18 protein-coding genes are annotated in these 20,320 nt (G+C 53.0%); 16 read left to right on the forward strand and 2 right to left on the reverse strand.

Annotated elements, in window-relative coordinates; genetic code table 11:
- Positions 1 to 32 precede the first annotated feature (32 nt).
- Complete coding sequence (locus QMO62_RS00430; RefSeq protein ID WP_284637835.1) at positions 33 to 815, forward strand: divergent polysaccharide deacetylase family protein; 783 nt, start codon at positions 33 to 35, stop codon at positions 813 to 815.
- Positions 816 to 843: 28 nt separating this feature from the next.
- Here the strand turns inward: QMO62_RS00430 and QMO62_RS00435 are convergent, their stop codons facing one another.
- Positions 844 to 1,530, reverse strand: a complete 687-nt coding sequence (locus tag QMO62_RS00435; protein ID WP_284644811.1) for an N-acetylmuramoyl-L-alanine amidase family protein — start codon at positions 1,528 to 1,530, stop codon at positions 844 to 846.
- A 193-nt stretch (positions 1,531 to 1,723) separates the two neighbouring features.
- Between QMO62_RS00435 and lonB the strand changes: the two genes are divergently transcribed.
- The 14 genes from lonB (at position 1,724) to hemH (ending at position 17,895) form a co-directional block, all read left to right on the forward strand.
- Positions 1,724 to 3,427, forward strand: coding sequence for an ATP-dependent protease LonB (gene lonB / locus QMO62_RS00440; RefSeq protein WP_284637837.1), 1,704 nt, complete (start codon positions 1,724 to 1,726; stop codon positions 3,425 to 3,427).
- A 106-nt stretch (positions 3,428 to 3,533) separates the two neighbouring features.
- Entirely contained in the window at positions 3,534 to 5,864 is a 2,331-nt protein-coding gene (lon, locus tag QMO62_RS00445; RefSeq protein ID WP_284637839.1) for an endopeptidase La, read from the forward strand.
- 24 nt (positions 5,865 to 5,888) lie between these two features.
- Complete coding sequence (gene yihA / locus QMO62_RS00450; RefSeq protein WP_284637841.1) at positions 5,889 to 6,560, forward strand: ribosome biogenesis GTP-binding protein YihA/YsxC; 672 nt, start codon at positions 5,889 to 5,891, stop codon at positions 6,558 to 6,560.
- 217 nt (positions 6,561 to 6,777) lie between these two features.
- On the forward strand, positions 6,778 to 7,365 hold the full coding sequence (locus QMO62_RS00455; RefSeq protein WP_284637843.1) for a non-ribosomal peptide synthetase module: 588 nt from the start codon (positions 6,778 to 6,780) through the stop codon (positions 7,363 to 7,365).
- 474 nt (positions 7,366 to 7,839) lie between these two features.
- Complete coding sequence (speD, locus tag QMO62_RS00460; RefSeq protein WP_284637845.1) at positions 7,840 to 8,241, forward strand: adenosylmethionine decarboxylase; 402 nt, start codon at positions 7,840 to 7,842, stop codon at positions 8,239 to 8,241.
- Between the two features lie 127 nt (positions 8,242 to 8,368).
- Positions 8,369 to 8,896 (forward strand): S-adenosylmethionine decarboxylase, encoded by a 528-nt coding sequence (locus QMO62_RS00465; protein WP_284637847.1) that lies wholly within the window; start codon positions 8,369 to 8,371, stop codon positions 8,894 to 8,896.
- A gap of 241 nt (positions 8,897 to 9,137) precedes the next feature.
- Positions 9,138 to 10,526 carry a glutamyl-tRNA reductase gene (gene hemA / locus QMO62_RS00470; RefSeq protein ID WP_284637849.1) on the forward strand — a complete coding sequence of 463 codons (1,389 nt, stop codon included), beginning with the start codon at positions 9,138 to 9,140 and terminating at the stop codon, positions 10,524 to 10,526.
- Between the two features lie 237 nt (positions 10,527 to 10,763).
- Entirely contained in the window at positions 10,764 to 11,372 is a 609-nt protein-coding gene (gene ccsA / locus QMO62_RS00475; RefSeq protein WP_284637850.1) for a cytochrome c biogenesis protein CcsA, read from the forward strand.
- Positions 11,291 to 12,079: a precorrin-2 dehydrogenase/sirohydrochlorin ferrochelatase family protein gene (locus tag QMO62_RS00480; RefSeq protein ID WP_284637852.1), complete on the forward strand. Its 789-nt coding sequence runs from the start codon at positions 11,291 to 11,293 to the stop codon at positions 12,077 to 12,079. Before ccsA ends, QMO62_RS00480 begins: the two co-directional genes overlap by 82 nt.
- 84 nt (positions 12,080 to 12,163) lie before the next feature.
- On the forward strand, positions 12,164 to 13,093 hold the full coding sequence (gene hemC / locus QMO62_RS00485) for a hydroxymethylbilane synthase (RefSeq protein WP_284637854.1): 930 nt from the start codon (positions 12,164 to 12,166) through the stop codon (positions 13,091 to 13,093).
- Between the two features lie 13 nt (positions 13,094 to 13,106).
- Positions 13,107 to 14,639 (forward strand): uroporphyrinogen-III C-methyltransferase, encoded by a 1,533-nt coding sequence (cobA, locus tag QMO62_RS00490; protein ID WP_284637856.1) that lies wholly within the window; start codon positions 13,107 to 13,109, stop codon positions 14,637 to 14,639.
- Between the two features lie 29 nt (positions 14,640 to 14,668).
- The gene (gene hemB / locus QMO62_RS00495; protein WP_284637858.1) at positions 14,669 to 15,658 is read left to right on the forward strand and encodes a porphobilinogen synthase; all 990 of its coding nucleotides are present in this window, start codon (positions 14,669 to 14,671) and stop codon (positions 15,656 to 15,658) included.
- 209 nt (positions 15,659 to 15,867) lie between these two features.
- Positions 15,868 to 16,941 (forward strand): uroporphyrinogen decarboxylase, encoded by a 1,074-nt coding sequence (gene hemE / locus QMO62_RS00500; protein WP_284637859.1) that lies wholly within the window; start codon positions 15,868 to 15,870, stop codon positions 16,939 to 16,941.
- Positions 16,942 to 16,947: 6 nt separating this feature from the next.
- Positions 16,948 to 17,895 (forward strand): ferrochelatase, encoded by a 948-nt coding sequence (hemH, locus tag QMO62_RS00505; RefSeq protein WP_284637861.1) that lies wholly within the window; start codon positions 16,948 to 16,950, stop codon positions 17,893 to 17,895.
- Between the two features lie 58 nt (positions 17,896 to 17,953).
- Here the strand turns inward: hemH and QMO62_RS00510 are convergent, their stop codons facing one another.
- On the reverse strand, positions 17,954 to 18,616 hold the full coding sequence (locus QMO62_RS00510) for a Crp/Fnr family transcriptional regulator (protein ID WP_284637863.1): 663 nt from the start codon (positions 18,614 to 18,616) through the stop codon (positions 17,954 to 17,956).
- Positions 18,617 to 18,747: 131 nt separating this feature from the next.
- On the opposite strand from QMO62_RS00510, the gene hemL reads away from it, so the two are divergent.
- Entirely contained in the window at positions 18,748 to 20,049 is a 1,302-nt protein-coding gene (gene hemL, locus QMO62_RS00515; protein ID WP_284644812.1) for a glutamate-1-semialdehyde 2,1-aminomutase, read from the forward strand.
- Positions 20,050 to 20,320 lie beyond the last annotated feature (271 nt).

Here is a 20,320-nt window from a genome sequence, read left to right on the forward strand (position 1 = left end):
AGTATTCCCATTCCAAGAAGGAGTACTGCTGAATGAAACGTATCGCTACATTACTGACTACCTTGATTCTGACGGCTTCTGCCGCCGGAACCTTGTATGCTTCGGCTCCGATAGACCCGCCGCCGCTTCCTCCCAAGCAGCCGTCCAAACAGATTGCGCTCGTTATTGACGATTTCGGCAACGATATGCTGGGAACGAAGGAGATGATGGAACTGCCTATTCCCTTTACAGCAGCTGTAATGCCCTTCCTGCCTACAACCAAGCGGGATGCGGAATGGGCTCATCAGCTGGGACGTGATGTGATCATTCACTTGCCCATGGAGCCGAAGAGAGGCAAGAAAAGCTGGCTCGGGCCCGGTGCCATTACGACGGATTTAACGGACGAAGAAGTTCGAGAGCGTGTGCTGGCTGCTATACAGGATGTGCCTCATGCCATTGGTATGAACAATCATATGGGCTCCAAGGTTACGGCAGATGAGCGAATCATGCGTATTATCTTGACGATCTGCAAGGAAAAGGGACTCTTCTTCTTGGATAGCCGTACCACAGATAAGTCCAAGGTAGGTCAGATTGCTCATGAGCTGGGTGTACCGACCGCCGAGAACCATCTGTTTATGGACGATATATACTCCAGAGGCCATATTATAAAACAAGCCTTGAAGGTGCAAAAGCATGTGAAGGAGCATGAGACAACGGTGGTCATCGGGCATGTGGGTCCTCCGGGTAAGCATACCGCTGCGGTGCTTAAGGAATCTATCCCGACGCTTCAGCAGCTGGGTGCCACCTTCACTCCTGTTTCCAAGCTGGTCAAATAATGCCGAAAGCCAGGCCGTTCTAGAAACGTCAGCCTGGCTTTTTCTCTTCCAAATACCGCTGCACGCCATCGCTAATTCGCTTGGCTATATCCTTTTGTCCTGTAGGCTCAAGCATACGCTGCCGGTCGCTCGGATTGCTTAAGTACCCGACCTCAACAATCACGGAAGGACATTTCGCGTGTTTCAACAAGTAATATGTTTTTCCGTAAATGGGTGTCTCTTGCGCACCGTAAAGCTGGTTAAGGGCTTGTTGAAGCTCCTTGGCCAGTCTCTTGCTTTCTTCTGTTTTCTGGTGAAGGAGAAGAGGGCCGCTTTTGCGTGTGTTTCCTGCAGTATTGACATGAATGCTGATCAGCAGCTTGGGATTAATTTCGTTTGCAAGATGCGTACGTTGAGCCAAATCCTTGATATGGCGGGAGTGAATCCGCAGCCAGTGATTTTCCGTGCTAAGCGCATAGTCCCCGTTACGGTTCATCATGACCTGATATCCTCTCGCTTGAAGCTCCTCATATACCTTCGTGGCTATGGCAAGGTTAATATCCTTTTCATAAATCGTCCCCAAATGAGTCCCGCTGTCCACTCCGCCATGACCTACATCGATCATCACATCCACGTCCTTTAGAATCGGGTTTTGCTGAAGTGAGCTTTCGGATCGGGCGTTAGCCGAACCCTCGGACGAGAACATGCCGATCCCGATCAGCACTAGCATTAACATTAGCAGCAACCATCGGCGAGCAATAATCACATGAATCACATCCTCGACGTGAAGACTTGAAATACGGTCTTAGCCTTGCTTACGGTACTTCGCCGTATCCGTGCACCAAGAAAAGTTTCTTTGGAAAATCGGGATTAATGGCACCAACGCAGGGCAATACTACCAATTATTATGATGTTTGGAGGTAGGCGGGATGAGCATAAGTGTGATTTTAATGGTAATCCAGTTGTTTTTTGCGATAGTGATCGGGTTGTACTTCTGGAATTTGCTGCGGAATCAGCAGACCAACAGAACGGCCGTTGATAAGGAATCGAGAAAAGAACTGGAGAAGCTGCGCAAGCTTCGTTCCATTTCGTTAAATAAGCCGTTAGCCGAAAAAACAAGACCATCCTCCATGGATGATATTGTAGGTCAACGGGAGGGGCTGCGGGCGTTGAAGGCCGCACTGTGCGGTTCGAATCCGCAGCACGTGATTATTTACGGTCCTCCCGGTGTAGGGAAAACGGCGGCTGCACGCGTCGTTTTGGAGGAAGCGAAGAAGAATGTGGAGTCTCCTTTCCGTCCGGATGCCAAATTCACGGAGATCGACGCCACGACCGCCCGCTTTGACGAGCGGGGTATAGCGGATCCGCTGATCGGCTCGGTTCATGATCCGATCTACCAAGGGGCGGGGGCAATGGGTGTTGCCGGTATACCGCAGCCCAAGGCGGGAGCTGTCACGAAGGCTCACGGCGGTATTCTGTTTATTGATGAAATCGGTGAATTGCATCCTCACCAGATGAATAAATTATTAAAGGTGCTTGAGGATCGTAAGGTATTTTTGGAAAGTGCATACTACAATTCGGAAGACACGAACATTCCGGGCTACATTCATGATGTGTTTCAAAACGGGCTTCCTGCCGACTTTCGTTTAGTGGGGGCGACGACTCGTAATCCCTCCGAGCTCCCACCTGCCATTCGTTCGCGCTGTATGGAAATTTTCTTTCGTCCGCTGCTTCCTGATGAGATCAGCCTCATAGCTTCCAAGGCACTGAAGAAAATCGGGATGTCTGAGAATGAAGCGGCCATTAACGTGGTGAAGAAATATGCTACCAACGGCAGGGAGGCGGTCAATGTCATTCAGCTGGCAGCCGGGATGGCGCTCACGGAAGGCAGAAGAGAGGTATCCGCTGCCGATGTCGAATGGGTTGTGAACAGCTCCCAAATTCCGCCGCGGCCGGAGAAAAAAATTCCTCAGCAGCCTGCCATAGGCTTGGTCAACGGTCTTGCCGTATATGGTCCGAATCTAGGGACGCTGCTTGAGATTGAAGTAACGGCGATTCCTGTGATCGGCACCAATCATGGCCAATTCACCATTACCGGAGTGGTGGATGAAGAAGAAATGGGCGGAGGCTCCCGTACACTTCGCCGCAAGAGCATGGCCAGAGGCTCGGTAGAGAACGTGCTGACCGTGCTTCGAAGACTCGGCATGAACCCTTACGGCTATGATCTTCACATCAATTTCCCGGGCGGCATCCCGATTGACGGTCCTTCTGCGGGGATCTCTATGGCTACGGCGATCGCTTCGGCAATCCATCAGATTCCGGTGGACAACCATATTGCCATGACAGGGGAAATCAGCATCCATGGGAAGGTGAAGCCCGTTGGCGGCGTCATTGCCAAGGTGGAGGCGGCATTCCAGGCCGGGGCAACGAAAGTGATTATCCCAAAAGAGAACTGGCAGGAAATTTTCGCGGGATTGAACGGGCTTGAGGTCATACCGGTAGATTCCGTACAGGAGGCTCTGTTCCACGCCTTGGGAATGGAGCTCAGCGAGCAGACCGACTCCTTTGCTCTGCCGCAAGACGGCTTGCCTGGAGCTTCGGTTACGGTTTTGCATGCGGACGCTGTAGAATAAGGTGTCCGCAGGCGCCTTCATTGGTGTTTTCGTATGGATTTTGATAAAATGTTAGCAACGCTGTTAAGCGAAGAGCTTGTTACTAGAAGTCTGGAGGTGCTCGTGGATGGGACCTAACAAGAATAAGGTGCGCCGCTTGCCGCTGCTTCCGCTGCGGGGTCTGCTCGTGTATCCGAGCATGGTGCTGCATTTGGACGTCGGCAGGGAGAAATCGGTGCGGGCACTGGAAAAAGCCATGGTCGACGACAGCATGATTTTGTTGTGTACGCAATCGGAAGTGAATATAGAAGAGCCCAAGACGGAAGATATTTACCGTGTTGGCACCATTGCCCGGGTTCGTCAAATGCTGAAGCTGCCTAACGGAACGATCCGCGTCCTCGTGGAAGGCGTTGTCCGGGCGGAAATTACAGAATTTTTGACGAACGAAGAGTACTATGAAGTAAATGCGAAAGAGCTGCCCGAGCAGGAGACGACCGATCCGGAGATCGATGCGCTCATGCGAACGGTGCTAACTCAATTCGAGCATTACATCAACTTGTCCAAGAAGGTAACGCCGGAAACGTTGGCCGCCGTATCGGATATCGATGAGCCCGGACGTCTTGCCGATGTCATTTGCAGTCATTTATCCCTTAAAATTAAGGATAAGCAAGAAATTCTGGAAACTGTTGATGTCCGCGAGCGGCTGGAGAAGCTGCTGGGGATCCTTAACAACGAGCGGGAAGTGCTGGAGCTGGAGCGCAAAATCAGCCAGCGAGTCAAGAAGCAGATGGAGAAAACGCAGAAGGAATACTATCTGCGTGAGCAAATGAAGGCCATCCAGAAGGAGCTCGGCGAGAAGGAAGGCCGCGCGGGCGAAGCCGAAGAGCTTCGCAATCAGCTGGAGCAGGCGGAAGTGCCTGAGAAGGTCCGGGAGAAAATCGAGAAGGAAATCGACCGTCTTGAGAAAATGCCGGCAACCTCGGCGGAAGGATCGGTCATTCGCAATTATATCGACTGGCTTCTGGCTCTTCCTTGGAACAAGAAAACGGAAGACGATTTGGATATCGGCAAGGCAGAGCACATTCTCAACGAGGACCACTATGGCTTGGAGAAGCCGAAGGAACGGGTTCTTGAATATTTGGCGGTACAGAAGCTTGTGAAGAAGCTGAAGGGGCCGATTCTTTGCCTGGTAGGGCCGCCAGGGGTCGGGAAAACCTCCATTGCTCGCTCCATTGCCCGTTCGATGAATCGTGAATTCGTACGGATCTCCCTCGGCGGAGTGAGAGATGAAGCGGAAATCCGCGGTCACCGCAGAACGTACGTAGGAGCTATGCCGGGTCGCGTCATTCAAGGGATGAAGACGGCCGGAACCAGCAATCCGGTGTTCCTGCTAGACGAGATTGACAAGATGTCCATGGATTTCCGTGGAGATCCGTCCGCCGCGCTGCTTGAGGTGCTGGATCCGGAGCAGAACAGCACGTTCTCCGACCACTTTATCGAGGTGCCGTTCGATCTTTCGAACGTGATGTTCGTAACGACAGCAAACGCGCTTCACAACATTCCGCGGCCGCTGCTCGACCGGATGGAGGTTTTGTACATCCCGGGTTACACGGAAGTCGAGAAGATGCATATCGCCCGCAACTACTTGCTTCCTAAGCAAAAGCGCGACCATGGTCTGGAAGACGGCCAGCTTCAAGTGGAGGACGGAGCGCTCCTGCGAACGGTTCGGGAATACACGCGGGAAGCGGGAGTACGGAATTTGGAGCAGCAGGTATCGTCGATCTGCCGCAAGGCGGCGAAGCTCATCGTGGGAGGCCACGGTTCGGTGCATGTGCATCCGGATAACCTGAAGGACTTCCTTGGGCCGGCCAAATTCCGATTCGGAACGGCGGAGGAGAAGGATCAGATCGGAGCGGTAACCGGCCTTGCCTGGACGGAGGTAGGTGGCGATACGCTGGTAATCGAGGTTTCCATCATGCCGGGCAACGGCAAGCTAACCTTGACAGGGAAGCTCGGCGATGTCATGAAGGAATCGGCCCAAGCCGCCTTCAGCTATACACGATCCCGCGTTCAGCAGCTGGGCATTCAACCGGACTTCCATGAGAAGTTCGACATTCATATCCATATCCCGGAGGGCGCCATTCCAAAGGATGGTCCGTCAGCAGGGATTACGATGGCTACAGCACTCATCTCTGCCCTGACGAATATCCCCGTCTCGCGCCATGTTGCGATGACCGGAGAGGTTACCCTGCGCGGCCGCGTGCTGCCGATCGGCGGCTTGAAAGAGAAGGCGCTGGCAGCCCACCGGGCCGGGATTCGTACGGTTCTTCTGCCGCAGGATAATGTGAAGGATATTGAAGAAGTACCGGAGAGCGTGCGCAACGAGCTGCGTTTCGTTCCGGTATCGCATATGGATGAAGTTTTGGAGCATGCACTAGTGAAGCCAGTAGGCGTCTAAATAACGGAAAGAGTTGATTTTACCATGAAGGTCAATCAAGCTGAATTTATCATCAGCGCGGTTGGTCCGAGTCAGTACCCTACGGACGCCTTGCCGGAGATTGCTCTGGCAGGGCGTTCTAATGTAGGCAAATCCTCATTGATCAACCGGATGATCAATCGGAAGAATCTGGCCCGTACCAGCTCCAAGCCCGGAAAAACCCAACAATTGAATTATTATCGGATCAATTCGGACTTATATTTTGTAGATTTGCCGGGGTACGGTTATGCCCAGGTATCGAAGACGGAGCGCGAGAAGTGGGGTAAGTTCATTGAGGCTTACTTGACGAAAAGAGAACCGCTCAAGCTCATTTTACATATCATCGATTTGCGCCATCCTCCGACGAAGGACGATCAAGCGATGTACGACTGGCTGAAGCATAACGGGCTGCCGGTCTGCGTGGTAACGACCAAAGCGGACAAAATTCCAAAGAGCAAATGGCAAAAGCATATGAAGATCATCCGCGAGACGCTGGAGATGAACAAAACGGATCCGATCATCATGTTCTCGTCCGAATTGGGACTGGGTAAAGATGAGCTGTGGCAGCTGATTGAAAAGCACATCGGGTATGCCGACCCTGCCGGAAAAGCGGAACCGGAAGCCGGAAACTCCGAGCAAACGGAAGAGAATAAGAGCAATAGGGAAGTACAAATATAGGAAACAGCCGAGGGAACCGGAGAACTTCCGGCAGGAAACCGAGGTTTTAGCATGATTTATTTGAATCCTTCAAGGAAAACGCGAAATTTTCTGAATTTCCCCCGAATTCACTGCTTGAGCGGCAGGAATATTAAATAATTATGTAGTATACTGTATATAGAACAAATGAAAAAAGACTAGGCTGCATGGTTCGAAAAAAATGAATCGAGGGATTTTTATGGCAAATAGGTTAGCGACCGAATACGTCAAAACCTGCCTACAACTGACGGAAGCCGAGATGGCCAAGTTTATCCAGCTGTTTGTCGATCATGGTGCCGCTCTGCAAGTCAAAGTGTTAGAAAACGGGAATCAAGAGGTGGTATTGCTCGACGATGCGGGCCAAGAGGTGGTCCTGTCGTTCGAACGGAAAATGAATTTGTATGTATGCCAGGGAACGTGCCGAATCACCAACAGAAAATTGGTCGATGGTATGCGCAAAGCGGTCTCGGCCTTTAAGGGAGATGCTGTCGTTCATCGGATTTATTCGTCCTATATCATGGAGTATACGTACAAATATGGTGCTGTAGTGCGCATTGTTGAGAAGCGCGCCGAGGGTGAGAAGCTTGTTTTCGAATACAAGGATACCCTGGGGCAATTGGAGCAGCTGTTCAGAAAAAACGAGGTGGAGCAGGAAATTCTAGCGATTCACGCTCAAATCAACAGCCTGCTGGATCTGCGAAATGAATTTGGAGATGACGCGGTTCGCGAGCAAATTGATGGCCGTCTGAAGAAGTTGACTCATCGCTTGTTCGTACTCGAAGCTTAATATAACCTACTGACGATAGAGAGGAACTCTTCCGATCAAGCGCCTGACAGGGCTTGCGGAGGGGTTCCTTTTTTGCATAAATATGCAGTTTTATGGTATGAGCATGGTATAATGGGACAAGCAGCAGGTCGGTTAATAAAAGAGACAAGAACGATCGGTGGAAAGAAAATTGCGGACTAGGTCGAGGACTTTGGGCTGCTGGAAAAGGAAATTCCTGCACCACGGAAGGGCTCAGGGCATATTGTGTTCATTGTGTGAACGCCACAGGGACGCATTCCCCGCCTGGCCCAAAAAAAGTGTTGCATTTCTAGTCGATTGATGTTATTTTTATTCTCGTTGAAAACAAAATAGGAACCAGGATTCACTCAGGACATGTAATGTTGCGAGAGATTATTCCCTCGAGAAGTGAATGACGTAGGTCCTAGCGGATGAAATTTTCAAAACATTTTATTCCTAGGAAGGGGGAACCGAAAGATGGAATACTCAACTTTCGGAAGACACGTAGCTGTAGACACTTGGGGAGCAGACTTTGATAAGCTGACTAACGCGGAGTGGCTGCAGGCACAAATGGTAGAAGCTGCTGAGGCATGTGGAGCAACCGTATTGTCTGTACAATCCAAGCAATTTGAACCACAAGGAGCCACTGTGCTCGTATTACTGTCGGAAAGTCATCTCTCCATTCATACGTATCCTGAGAGAGGATTCGCTGCACTGGACTGCTACACATGCGGCGAGACCGTAGATCCGCAAGTCGCGATTGACTACATGATCTCCGTATTGAAGCCGGAAGTTGCACATGCGAAGAAACTGGTTCGCGGTATGGGTGAGCTGAAGGTAGAAACTCCTGAAATTAAGCTTGCTGAATTGGTGAAGTAATCCATTTGTGAACGGACAGCAATGAATATATCGAATGTTCCAGCCACGGAGTAATCCGTGGTTATTTCTTTTATAGCCTTCCCATACAATCTTAGATGAAGCTTGTATACGGAAGGAGAAATCCAATATGCGCAACCATCGGAAAAAATGGTTTATGTATGCCATTCTCGCGCTGCTTATTGTTTGGCCCATTTCACAGATTGTGGGGATGCTGCAAACCGACGCCCACCGGGAAGAAGCGGATAAGCTTCTTTATAAAGTATCCTTTTTCCAAATGGAGCTGCTCGGAAGCTATCTCCAGGACGCGGGAGTCGTCCGGGATACCGAATCTCTCGCTGCCCTTCGCCAGTCGCTGTACACAGCCAACTACACTCACGACCACCTGGTGCTTGCCTATGGAGAGTCGGCCCTAACGAAGCTGGAGTCGCTTTCCCAGCTTATGCAGTACATTCTGCGATTGCAGATTGGCGGACAGCGGCCGCTTAAGACCGATGAGCTTCAGACGCTGAGCGAGGTCAATCGGCTGTATGCGGACCTTTACGATGCGTACGGCAAGCTTCTGTCCGGCGGCGATATCGTTTCCTCGGAGAACACCCGGCTCGCCAAGGCGGATAAAGCGATTGCCGAGCTGCTAAAGAAAAAGCAGCTCCAATAAAGAGCGCGGCTGTTTAATTGGCATACATTAGGTATAGGATTATGTAATAGGCAGAAAATAAAGAAAGCTATGAATGGTGTGATTCTGCGCACAGCGGAAACGCATGCTAAGAGGCTAAAATGATAAGGAATTGTGACACGGCTCCCACCCGTTTAAAAAATATTCATATTTTGTGTCGGAAAAGCTCGTTACATTATGCTATAATAATTACATCATTTTTGGAGGAGGCAGGTGAACCAAGATGCATATTATCGTAGCGGGCTTAAACTATCGTACGGCTCCCGTCTCCATTCGTGAGAAATTCGCTTTTGCCGAAGCCGATTTGCCGCAAGCGGTCATGGAGCTCAAAAATACCAAGAGCATCATGGAATGCGTCATTGTGGGCACCTGCAACCGAACGGAGCTGTACGTTGTGGTCGACCGCCAGCATTTGTGCGGTCATTATTTGCGCGGATTTTTGGAAAAGTGGTTTGGCGTACCCCGCGAGGAGTTCGGCAGCCACATGTATATATATGAAAACGAGCAGGCTATCGAGCATCTGTTCCGCGTTACCAGCGGCTTGGATTCCATGGTCATTGGCGAGACCCAGATTCTGGGTCAGGTTCGCGACGCTTTTCTGCTGGCTCAGCAGGAGAAGACGACCGGCATTGTGTTCAACACGCTGTTTAAGCAGGCGGTTACGCTGGCGAAGCGGGCTCATACCGAAACAGGCATAGGCGAAAACCCTGTTTCGGTCAGCTATGCGGCCGTGGAGCTGGGCAAGCGCATTTTCGGAAGCTACGAGAAGAAGAAGGTATTGATTATCGGTGCCGGGAAAATGAGTGAGCTGACGGTGAAGCATCTTTATGCCAGCGGCGCCGATAAAGTCATAGTGGTCAATCGGACGTTTAGCCGCGCCCAAGAGCTGGCGGAGAAGTTCAACGGCATCCCGAGCACCATGGACAAGCTGCTTCAGCACTTGGAGGAAGCGGACATCGTGATCAGCTCGACAGGGGCGAAGGATCTGGTGCTGACGAAGGAGCAGGTGGCGTTCGTGCTGCAGAAGCGCCGTTCACGTCCGCTCTTCATGATCGATATTGCGGTTCCGCGCGATCTGGACCCGGCGCTGGGACAGCTGCCGAACGTCTTCCTGTATGATATTGACAATCTGCAGACGATTGTAAATAACCACTTGCTTGAACGCCAAAAGGCGGCGGTGATGATTGAAGAGATGATTCGTACCGAGATGGATGTGTTTGAGCAATGGACGAAAACGCTGGGCGTCAGCCCGGTGATTCAGGCGCTGCAAACGAAGGCGAATGCGGTGCACGAGGAGACGATGGACAGCTTGATGAAGAAGCTGCCGGATCTGAGTGAGCGCGAGCTGAAGGTGATTCACAAGTTAACGAAAAGCATTGTCAATCAAATGCTGCGCGACCCGATCATCCGCATCAAGGAAATGGCAGCCGAACGAGACGGGGACGAAGCGCTGGAGTTTTTCACGCAAATTTTTGCACTCGAGCAGCAGCTGGAAGAGCAGAAAAGGGTGGAGGAGGCCAAGCTTCAGCAGGAAGCCGTCGCTTCGCAAGAGCGGATAAAGGAAGAGCTGCTTAAGAAGGTAACGATCAACACTGCCGACGCTCTGGCCTAAGCCTGACCGGAAAGGAACGCTATGGTCACTCAAAGCTGGTTGTATGATGCTATTTTGTATATTTACGCCCTGAGCCTCCTGTTTTACTTCTCGGATTTCGCACATCCGAATCGAAGTGCAAAACGGATGGGGACAGGGTTGCTTTCTTTTGTATGGATTCTTCAAACGGCGTATTTGATTTATGGATTGGTCACCCACGAGGAGGCTGCCGCCTTTTCACGGTTTGAAACCCTGTTTATGTTTTCGTGGCTGTTGGTGACGGTTTCGCTTGCGGTGAACCGGTTTTTCCGGATCGAGCTGTTTGTTTTTCTCGTCAATGTATTCGGGTTTGCGATTCTCGCCTTGAATTTCTTCAGCAATCCGAATGTATCGCCTACCCTGGCGCATTGGAACATTACGGATGAACTGCTCTTCATACATATTTCGCTGTCCCTCGTGAGCTACGTGGCTTTCGTCATATCGGTCGTGTTCTCGGGGATGTATTTGTTCCTTCATCGGAAGCTGAAGGAACGCCAATGGTCGCAGCAGATGCAGCGTATGCCGAGCCTCGAGAAGACGGATCGGTATGCCTTTCTGGCGGCTGTGGCAGGGGCTCCGCTGCTGCTTATGGGCATGTCGCTTGGCGTCGTGTGGCTGGCGCTGGAGGGCGAGGCCGACTTGTTTTTTGATCCGAAGGTGATCAATTCCTGGTTCGTCCTGCTGGCGTATATTTTTTACTTGTTCCAGCGTCTGGTGCTGAAGATGCCGGGGAACCGGCTCGCGCTGTGGAACATCGCGGCTTTTCTGATCATGGCGGTGAACGTGATCGTGACGAATCTGATGCCTTCGTTCCATCAGTGGGGCTGACGATGAAGCATCGGGACTATTTGCCCGTGATGCTTGATGTGGCCGGCCGCCCGTGCGTTGTCGTGGGCGGCGGGCGCGTAGCGGAGCGCAAGGTCGACGCGCTCCTGCAGGCCGGGGCTCACGTCACCGTCGTGAGCCCGCAGCTCTCGCCGCGCCTGGAGGCGCTCGCAGCCCAAGGCTTGATACAGTCGCATCGCGACCTGTATCAAGCGGGGCTGCCGGCGCTGGCCGCGGCGCGGCTGGTCTTCGCCGCGACGGACGACGCGGCGGTGAACCGGGCCGTCCGCCTCGAAGCGGAGGCGCGCGGCCAGCTGGTTAGCGTCGCCGACGATCCGGAGGCGAGCGCGTTCGTGCTGCCCGCCGTCGTGCGGCGGGGGCGGCTCACGCTGGCCGTCTCGACGGCCGGCGCCAGTCCCTCCGTAGCCGCGGCGGTACGCCGGCAGCTGGAGGAGACGTTCGGCCTCGAGTACGAGGCCTATCTGGATCTGCTCCACGAGCTGAGATTGGCCGTACAGGAGGCGCTGCCGGATTCGGGACAGCGCCAGCAGCTGTTCCGCGGCATGCTCGATTGGCCGCTGCTGGCACTGCTGCGGGACGGCCGGTTCGGCGGGAGGGAGCGGGAAGAACTGCGAAAGCGTACGCTTTCGGCCCGGACACCGGAGGATATCGAACGGCTGGGGAGCTGGCTCGGCTCACTCCGCCAATGAGGTAGAATCGGCGGAGAATCGGTAATAATGGGAAGTACGACTGTTATCTTCGGGTGACATGGATATAGAGGGAGTGAAGCAAGCATGCGCAAAATCGTCGTAGGCACAAGACAAAGTGCACTTGCTCTGACACAAACCGGGCAGGTCGTTGACCAGCTGAAGGCATTGTGTGAGGAGCGGGGGCTGGAGGTAGAATTCGAACTGAAGAAGATCGTGACCAAAGGCGATCGGATCCTCGACGTTACCTTATCCAAGGTAGGCGGCAAGGGACTGTTCGTCAAGGAGATCGAGCAGGCATTGATGGACGGTGAAATCGATATGGCCGTGCACAGCATGAAGGACATGCCGTTCGAGCTGCCGGAGGGATTGACGATCGGCGCGGTGCCGAAACGAGAGGATCCGAGGGATGTTCTCATTACGAGGTACGGCGGAGGCTGGGACAAGCTGCCCCAGGGGGCCAAGGTAGGCACCAGCAGTCTGAGGCGTTCCTCACAGCTGCAGTACGCCCGACCGGATTTACAGATTGAAGCGATACGAGGCAATATCGATTCACGCTTGCGCAAGCTGGAAACCGAAGGCTTTGATGCGATACTTTTGGCGGCAGCGGGGCTTCACCGGATCGGCTGGCAGGAGAAAATCAGCGAGTATTTGCCGGCTGACGTATGCCTGCCTGCCGTAGGGCAAGGAGCACTGGCGATCGAATGCCGGGCGAACGATGAGTTCGTACTGAGCCTTCTGGAGCCCTATCGGCATGAAGAAACGGCTCGCGCCGTTGCGGCGGAGCGGAGTTATCTTGGGCGCCTGAACGGTGGCTGCCAGGTACCGATCGGGGCTTACGGACAAATTCAGCAGGACGGGACGATCGTGCTGACAGGCATGGTCGGCTCGCCGGACGGCAAGACGCTATTGAAAGAGACAATGACCGGAACCGATCCGGACAAGCTGGGACTGGCGGTCGCCGATGCGCTGATTGCCAAAGGAGCGTCGGAACTATTGGCTTTGGCCGTGGAATAGGGGAGAATCGGTTGTGGAGAAGGGTGTCGTCTATCTTGTAGGTGCGGGTCCGGGGGACCCGAAGCTGATTACGGTGCGTGGCTTGGAGGCGATCCAGCGGGCGGATGTCGTCGTATATGACCGGCTCGCCAGCCCGAGGCTGCTCAAGCATATGAAGCCGGGCGCGGAAAAAATCTTCGTCGGCAAGCTGCCGGACAAGCACATGATGAAGCAGGAGGAAATCAACCAGCTGCTCGTGGATCTGGCGCTTCAGGGGAAAACCGTAACGCGGCTGAAGGGCGGAGACCCGAGCGTATTCGGCCGCGTAGGGGAAGAGGCCGAATTGCTGGCGGAAAACGAAATTCGCTTTGAAATCATTCCGGGAATCACCTCGGCGATTTCCGTCCCGGCTTATGCGGGTATTCCCGTGACTCACCGGGACTTTACATCCTCCTTTTCTATCGTGACCGGACACGAGTATAAGAATAAGACGTACAACACGGTCAATTGGGAAAATTTATCCCAGGCATCAGGGACCCTCATTTTCCTTATGGGTGTGGCGAATCTGGAAACCATATGCCGGCAGCTGATCGAAGGAGGCAAATCGCCGGACACTCCGGTGGCGCTGATCCGCTGGGGCACCTGGATGGAGCAGGAGACGCTCACGGGGACGCTGACGGATATCGTGGAGCGGGTGAAGGCAGCGAATTTCCAATCGCCTGCGGTTACCATTGTCGGGGAAGTGGTGAAGCTTCGGGAGAAGCTGGCATGGTTCGAGAAGAAGCCGCTTTTCGGCAAGCGCATTTTGGTGACACGGGCGCGATCGCAGGCAAGCGAGCTGGTGGATCAGATCGACGAGCTGGGCGGAGAAGCGGTTGAATTTCCAGTCATCCGTACACAGGCGCCAAGCGATCCTGCAGCGCAGCAGGCGCTTCACCAGGCGATGAAGCGGCTGAACGAATACGACTGGGTTATGTTTACCAGCGTGAACGGGGTGGAGCATTTCTTCCAAACGCTGCGGGAGCTCAAACTGGACATTCGTTCCATGTACAAAGCTCGCATTGCCGCTGTAGGTCCGAAAACCGCGGAGGCACTGGAGCAATATGGATTGCAGCCGGAGCAGGTGCCGGCCAAGTTTCAAGGCGACGCTTTGCCAGGTGCGCTGGAAGGCGAACTCAAGGAGGGGCAGCGCGTGTTGCTGCCGACGGCCGATATCGCGAGGGAGACGCTTCCGACGAAGCTGGAAGAACTGGGACTTCAGGTAACGAAAGCGGATGTATACGAGACTGTGCTGGAGACAAACGGCGGGACCGATATCATAGAGCTGCTCGAGCAAAACAAAATTCACATCATTACCTTTACCAGCTCGTCCACGGTGACCAATTTGCTGAAAGCGTTGCGAGAGCTGGGCGTGGAAAAGCCGCTTGAGCTTCTGGGCGGTTGCCAAATCGCCTGTATCGGCCCGTTGACGGCCCAAACCGCAAGGGAAGCCGGAATGCAGGTGGATTACTTGGCTGAGGAGGCTACGGTAGCCTCGCTGGTGAAGAGCATGTACTCGAAGAAATAAATAGACGACATCACTGGGAGGGAATGACCATGAGCTTTCCGCTGATTCGCGGCCGCAGGCTGCGTACATCGCATGCGCTGCGCAACCTCGTAAGAGAACATACGGTTACGGTGAACGATTTGATTTATCCGATCTTCGTTACCCACGGCACCGGTGTGAAGGAAGAGATCGGCTCCATGCCGGGTGTTTATCATTTGTCTTTGGACTTGCTGGAGGAGGAAATCCGCGAGGTCGTCTCGCTTGGTCTGCAGGCCATTCTGCTATTCGGCGTTCCTCACGAGAAGGATGCGCACGGCAGCTCGGCTTACGATCCTAACGGTATCGTGCAGGAGGCCACCCGCCGGATCAAAGCGATGGCCCCTGAGCTTCTGGTCATTGCCGACACCTGCTTATGCCAGTTCACGGATCATGGTCACTGCGGGGTCGTTCATTATGACGAGAAGAAAAACCGTGCCGATGTGCTGAACGATCCTTCTCTGGAGCTGCTTACGAAAACAGCGGTATCCCAAGCGGAAGCCGGTGCGGATATCATTGCCCCGTCCAACATGATGGACGGCTTCGTTCATGCGATTCGACAAGGCTTGGATCAAGCGGGCTTCGAGCATGTGCCGATCATGTCGTATTCGGTGAAGTATGCTTCCGCGTTCTACGGCCCGTTCCGTGAAGCCGCTCATTCGGCACCGCAGTTCGGCGACCGCAAGACGTACCAAATGGACCCTGCCAACGCACGTGAAGCCATGCGGGAAGCCAGAGGCGATGTGGCGGAAGGAGCGGATATGCTGATGGTCAAGCCGGCGCTTGCATATATGGACATTATTCGTTCGCTTCGAAACAGCTTCGATCTTCCGATTGTTGCATACAACGTCAGTGCCGAGTATTCGATGGTGAAGGCGGCTGCGCAGCAGGGCTGGATTGATGAGAAAAGCATTGTTTTGGAGACGATGGTCGGCTTTAAGCGAGCCGGAGCGGATATGATCATTACGTATTTTGCAAAGGATTTGGCCCGTTGGTTGAAGTAATAAATCGGATGGCAGGTAGAACCGTGCTAACGTTCCATACCCGGAGCGGACCCACGGTTCTTTCTCTATGAACAAGCGCTCGCATAAGCCCGCTGCCGAATACTGTCATACTTTTGTCGGAAACGCACGGGGCCTTTAGTTGTTACAGTCTTCCAAATAGGGCATAATGGGTAATAGATTAAGGGATGTTACGGAAAGAGGGTTGCTGGATGACTTACAATGACACATTCTTAAGGGCCTGCAAAAGACAGGCCGTCGACACCTTGCCGGTATGGTATATGCGCCAGGCGGGACGGTATGACCCGGACTATCGGAAGATTAAGGAGAAATACAGCCTTCTGGAAATTTGCCAGCAGCCGGAGCTTGCTGCCGAGGTTACGCTGATGCCAATCAAGAAGCTGGGCGTCGATGCAGCCATCTTGTACTCGGACATCATGAATCCCGTTGCTTCGATCGGGATTGATTTTGATATTGTCAAAAACATCGGCCCGGTAATTCATAACCCGATCCGCTCTGCAGAGGATGTGCACCGGCTTTGCCCGATTCAGATTGAGCAGGACTTATCCCATATTATCCGCACTATTGAAATTTTGGCTGCAGAGCTTAAGGTTCCTTTGATTTCGTTTGCCGGAGCTCCTTTTACAATTGCGAGCTATCTGATTGAAGGGAAGCCTTCCAAGAGCTATATCCGTACCAAAGGGCTGATGTACGAAGAGCCTGCGGTTTGGTTTGAGCTGATGGATAAGCTGGGCGATATGGTCATCGCCTATCTCAAGGCTCACATCGCTGCAGGCGCCAAGGCCGTTCAGTTGTTCGACAGCTGGGTGGGCTCCTTGTCTCCGAGAGACTTCCAAACGTTCGTGCTTCCGACGATTCAGCGAATTTTCCGTGAATTGAAGCATTTGGAGCAGCCCAAAATTTATTTCCCCGGCGTAAGCTCCGGTGAGTTGCTCCCGTATTTGCGCGGCTTGGACGCCGATGTGATCGGATTGGATTGGCGTGTGCCTATCACGGAAGGACGCAGCCGGCTAGGGTCGGAATTCGCCGTACAGGGCAATCTGGATCCTTATGTGCTGACGGCCCCAATGAACGTCATCAAGGAGCAGGCGAAGGCGATTATCGACGAAGGCGTGAAGGAACCGGGTTATATTTTCAATCTGGGGCATGGCCTCTTCCCGGAAGCATCGCTGGATAAGCTGAAAGAGCTGACTATGTTTGTACATGAATATTCGCGCGAAGCTTTGCGCAATCAAGGCGCGGCGAAGCAAGAAAGCGGGGTATAACGAAGAATGACAGATCGTCCGCAAATCGGAGTCTTGGTCATGTCCTACGGGACGCCGGAAAGCCTCGAGCAGGTGGAAGCCTATTACACCCATATCCGTAGGGGAAATCCTCCGAGCCCGGAGCAGCTGAAGGATCTGACGGATCGGTACGAAGCCATCGTCGGAGGCGTGTTCCCGCTGCGCGAGAATACGAATAAGCAGGTGCAGGCGTTAGAGGATCGGTTAAACGAGCAATATCCGGAATACGAGTTTCGCTGCTACCAGGGGCTGAAGCATGCTGCGCCCTTCATTGAGGACGGCGTAGACAGCATGGCGCGTGACGGCTTGAAGCAGGCGGTAGGCGTTGTTCTGGCTCCGCATTATTCAGTTATGAGTGTCGGAGGATACATCAAACGGGCACAAGAGAAGGCACAGGAACACGGGCTCGAACTTCGCTTTGTACGGAGCTATCATTTGCATCCGCAGTTGATTGAAGCATTAGCTGAGCGTGTTACCGAGGCGCTTCGCAAATTCGATGCGCCGAGTGACAAGGTGAAGGTTATTTTTACAGCCCATAGTCTCCCGGAAAAAATCCTGGAAATGAGAGACCCTTATCCCGAGCAGCTGCTGGAAACGTCAAGGGCCATCGCCTCGAAGACCGGAGTGACGAACTGGGAGTTCGGCTGGCAAAGCGCAGGTCAAACCGGAACCCCATGGCTCGGACCGGACATTCTGGACGTATTGCAGCGCATCCGGAAGGAGCAGGAAGCGCAGCACGTGCTGGTATGCCCGATCGGGTTCGTATCCGACCATCTGGAAGTGCTGTACGATCTGGATATCGAAGCGCAGAAGACAGCGCGGGAGCTTGGGCTGCATTTGGAGCGGACGCGGTCTCTCAATACCGATCCGTTGTACATATCAACGCTGAGTGACGTTGTGTATGCCGAGCTGCAGAAGGCGGAAGAGAAGCAATAGCTTATCGAAAGACAAAAAGGCTGGAGCCAAGTACAGGTACTTGAGTCCAGCCCTATCGTTACCCTCGTAAGCGGGCAAGATCCAGCTTCATATCGACACCGGTGAAGGTGAGAATTTGTCTCTCCTGAAAATCGCGGATAACCTGCATCAGCACCGGCTTCTGAACTCCGGCCATTTGGGACAGCTCGTCGTAGTTAAGCATCATCCGGATAGTGATGACGTTGCCTTGGCGCTTTCCGTTCTTATTGGCGAGCTTGATCAGGCTCTTGATTACGCGTGTTCTGGCGTCAAGGAACGTGAGATCGTGCACATGCTGGTTCGTATCGCGCAACCGGTCGCAGAGCTCTCTCATGATCACCAGCGAAATATCGAAATTGCTGCGGAGCAGCTCAAGGAAATTTTGTGCGGCTAAGGTGATAAGCACGCTATCCTCCAAGGTTTGCGCAGATGCCGAGCGCGGCTTGCCGTCAATTAGCGAAAGCTCACCGAAGCTGTCGCCTGCGTTGAAGGTGGACAGAATCTTTTCTTCGCCGGTTACTGCTCTCGTATATACTTTCACGGAACCCGAGTATACAATATAGAAAATGGAGCCTGGCTCCTTCTCCTGAAATAGGATTGTCCCCGTCTTAAACGACTTTTTGGAGCAAATCGCTCCAATCGATGCAAGCTGGTCGGTATTCAGGTTAGCAAACAGGGGAACCTTGGTTAAAAAGTCTATCATGGCGTCTCCTCGCTTATAATCAAGAGTGCGTCTTCTGCCTGTAACTCGGGGTTCAATTCGTATAACTTCGAATCATTATATATCGGCTGCCAGCGGAATGGCAAGTTATTTTATAGTCAAAGGGTGATATGATGAGCAACCAACGCAAACGTTCTGACGCACGATCGGCACAAGCCTTCGCGGAGGCAAAGCAGTACATTCCAGGTGGGGTTAACAGCCCTGTAAGAGCCTTTAAATCCGTAGGCTTAACACCGCTGTTCATGGAAAAAGGCAAGGGATCCCGTGTCTACGATATCGATGGAAATGAGTATATCGATTATATCGGTTCCTGGGGTCCTCTGATTGTAGGGCATGCACATCCGGAAGTGCTTGAGGCGATTCACAGCACGGCGATGCGGGGGACAAGCTTTGGAGCGCCGACCGAGCTGGAGACCGAAATGGCCAAGCTTGTCATTGAACGGGTTCCCTCCATCGAGATGGTACGGATGGTCAACTCCGGTACGGAAGCAACAATGAGCGCTCTGCGGCTTGCACGCGGTTACACAGGGAGAAGCAAAATCGTCAAGTTCGAGGGCTCCTATCACGGACACGCGGATGCGCTTCTCATTAAAGCAGGCTCCGGTGTAGCGACGCTGGGACTGCCGGATAGCCCGGGGGTGCCGGAGAACGTAGCGGTTAACACGATTACGGTTCCGTATAACGATTTGGAATCGCTGCGAGTGGCCTTCGAAAAATTCGGCGAGGAGATCGCGGCGGTCATCGTCGAGCCGATCGCCGGAAACATGGGGGTTGTGCCGCCTTTACCGGGGTACTTGCAAGGAATGCGCGATTTGACGACGCAGTATGGCAGTCTGCTGATCTTCGATGAAGTGATGACCGGCTTCCGGGTGGGACTGCATAGCGCGCAAGGGCTGTACGGGGTTACTCCGGACCTGACCTGCCTCGGCAAGGTCATTGGTGGGGGCTTGCCAGTCGGCGCCTATGGCGGGAAGCGTGAAATCATGGAAAGAATGGCGCCTGCAGGACCGATCTATCAGGCGGGTACGCTTTCCGGAAATCCGCTGGCTATGGCAGCCGGGTATACAACATTGAAGCTGCTTGGGCAGCCGGGAGTTTATGAGGAGCTGGAACGAAAATCGGCAAGGCTGGAAGAAGGCTTCACGAAAAACGCGGCCGAGCTCGGCATTGCCAGCACGATCAATCGGGTTGGCTCCATGATCTGTCCATTCTTCACGGAGCAGCAGGTCATTAACTATGAAACGGCGAAAACCTCGGATCTTGGTCGGTTCAACCGTTATTTCGGCGCTTTGCTGGATTTGGGTATCAGCATTGCCCCGTCGCAATTCGAAGGGATGTTCGTTTCGACCGTTCATACCGACGAGGATATTGAAGCTACCATTGCAGCACATTATGAAGCACTGAAGCAGCTGTAAATAAATTAAGAAAACCGGGCGGCTAAAATGCTGCCCGTTTTTTTTAATGATAATAAAAGTATAAATTTTAAGCCATGTGTCAAGCAAGGGATATCATGCTGCTATTGTGCAGAAATTCACGATACCAAATTAAGGTTTAAAGTTGATTTGTGAGAATAGGCAGCTTTAAGTGAGCGCACTAGCTTTAAACGAGGCAAACGGCCCTGGAAAGTTGTATTTACGCAGAAATCTTCTAATTTTTTGATTCAAAATCGTAAAAAAGTTGCATATT

The sequence above is a fragment of the Paenibacillus silviterrae genome (assembly GCF_030167925.1).
Classification (GTDB): domain Bacteria; phylum Bacillota; class Bacilli; order Paenibacillales; family NBRC-103111; genus Paenibacillus_G; species Paenibacillus_G silviterrae.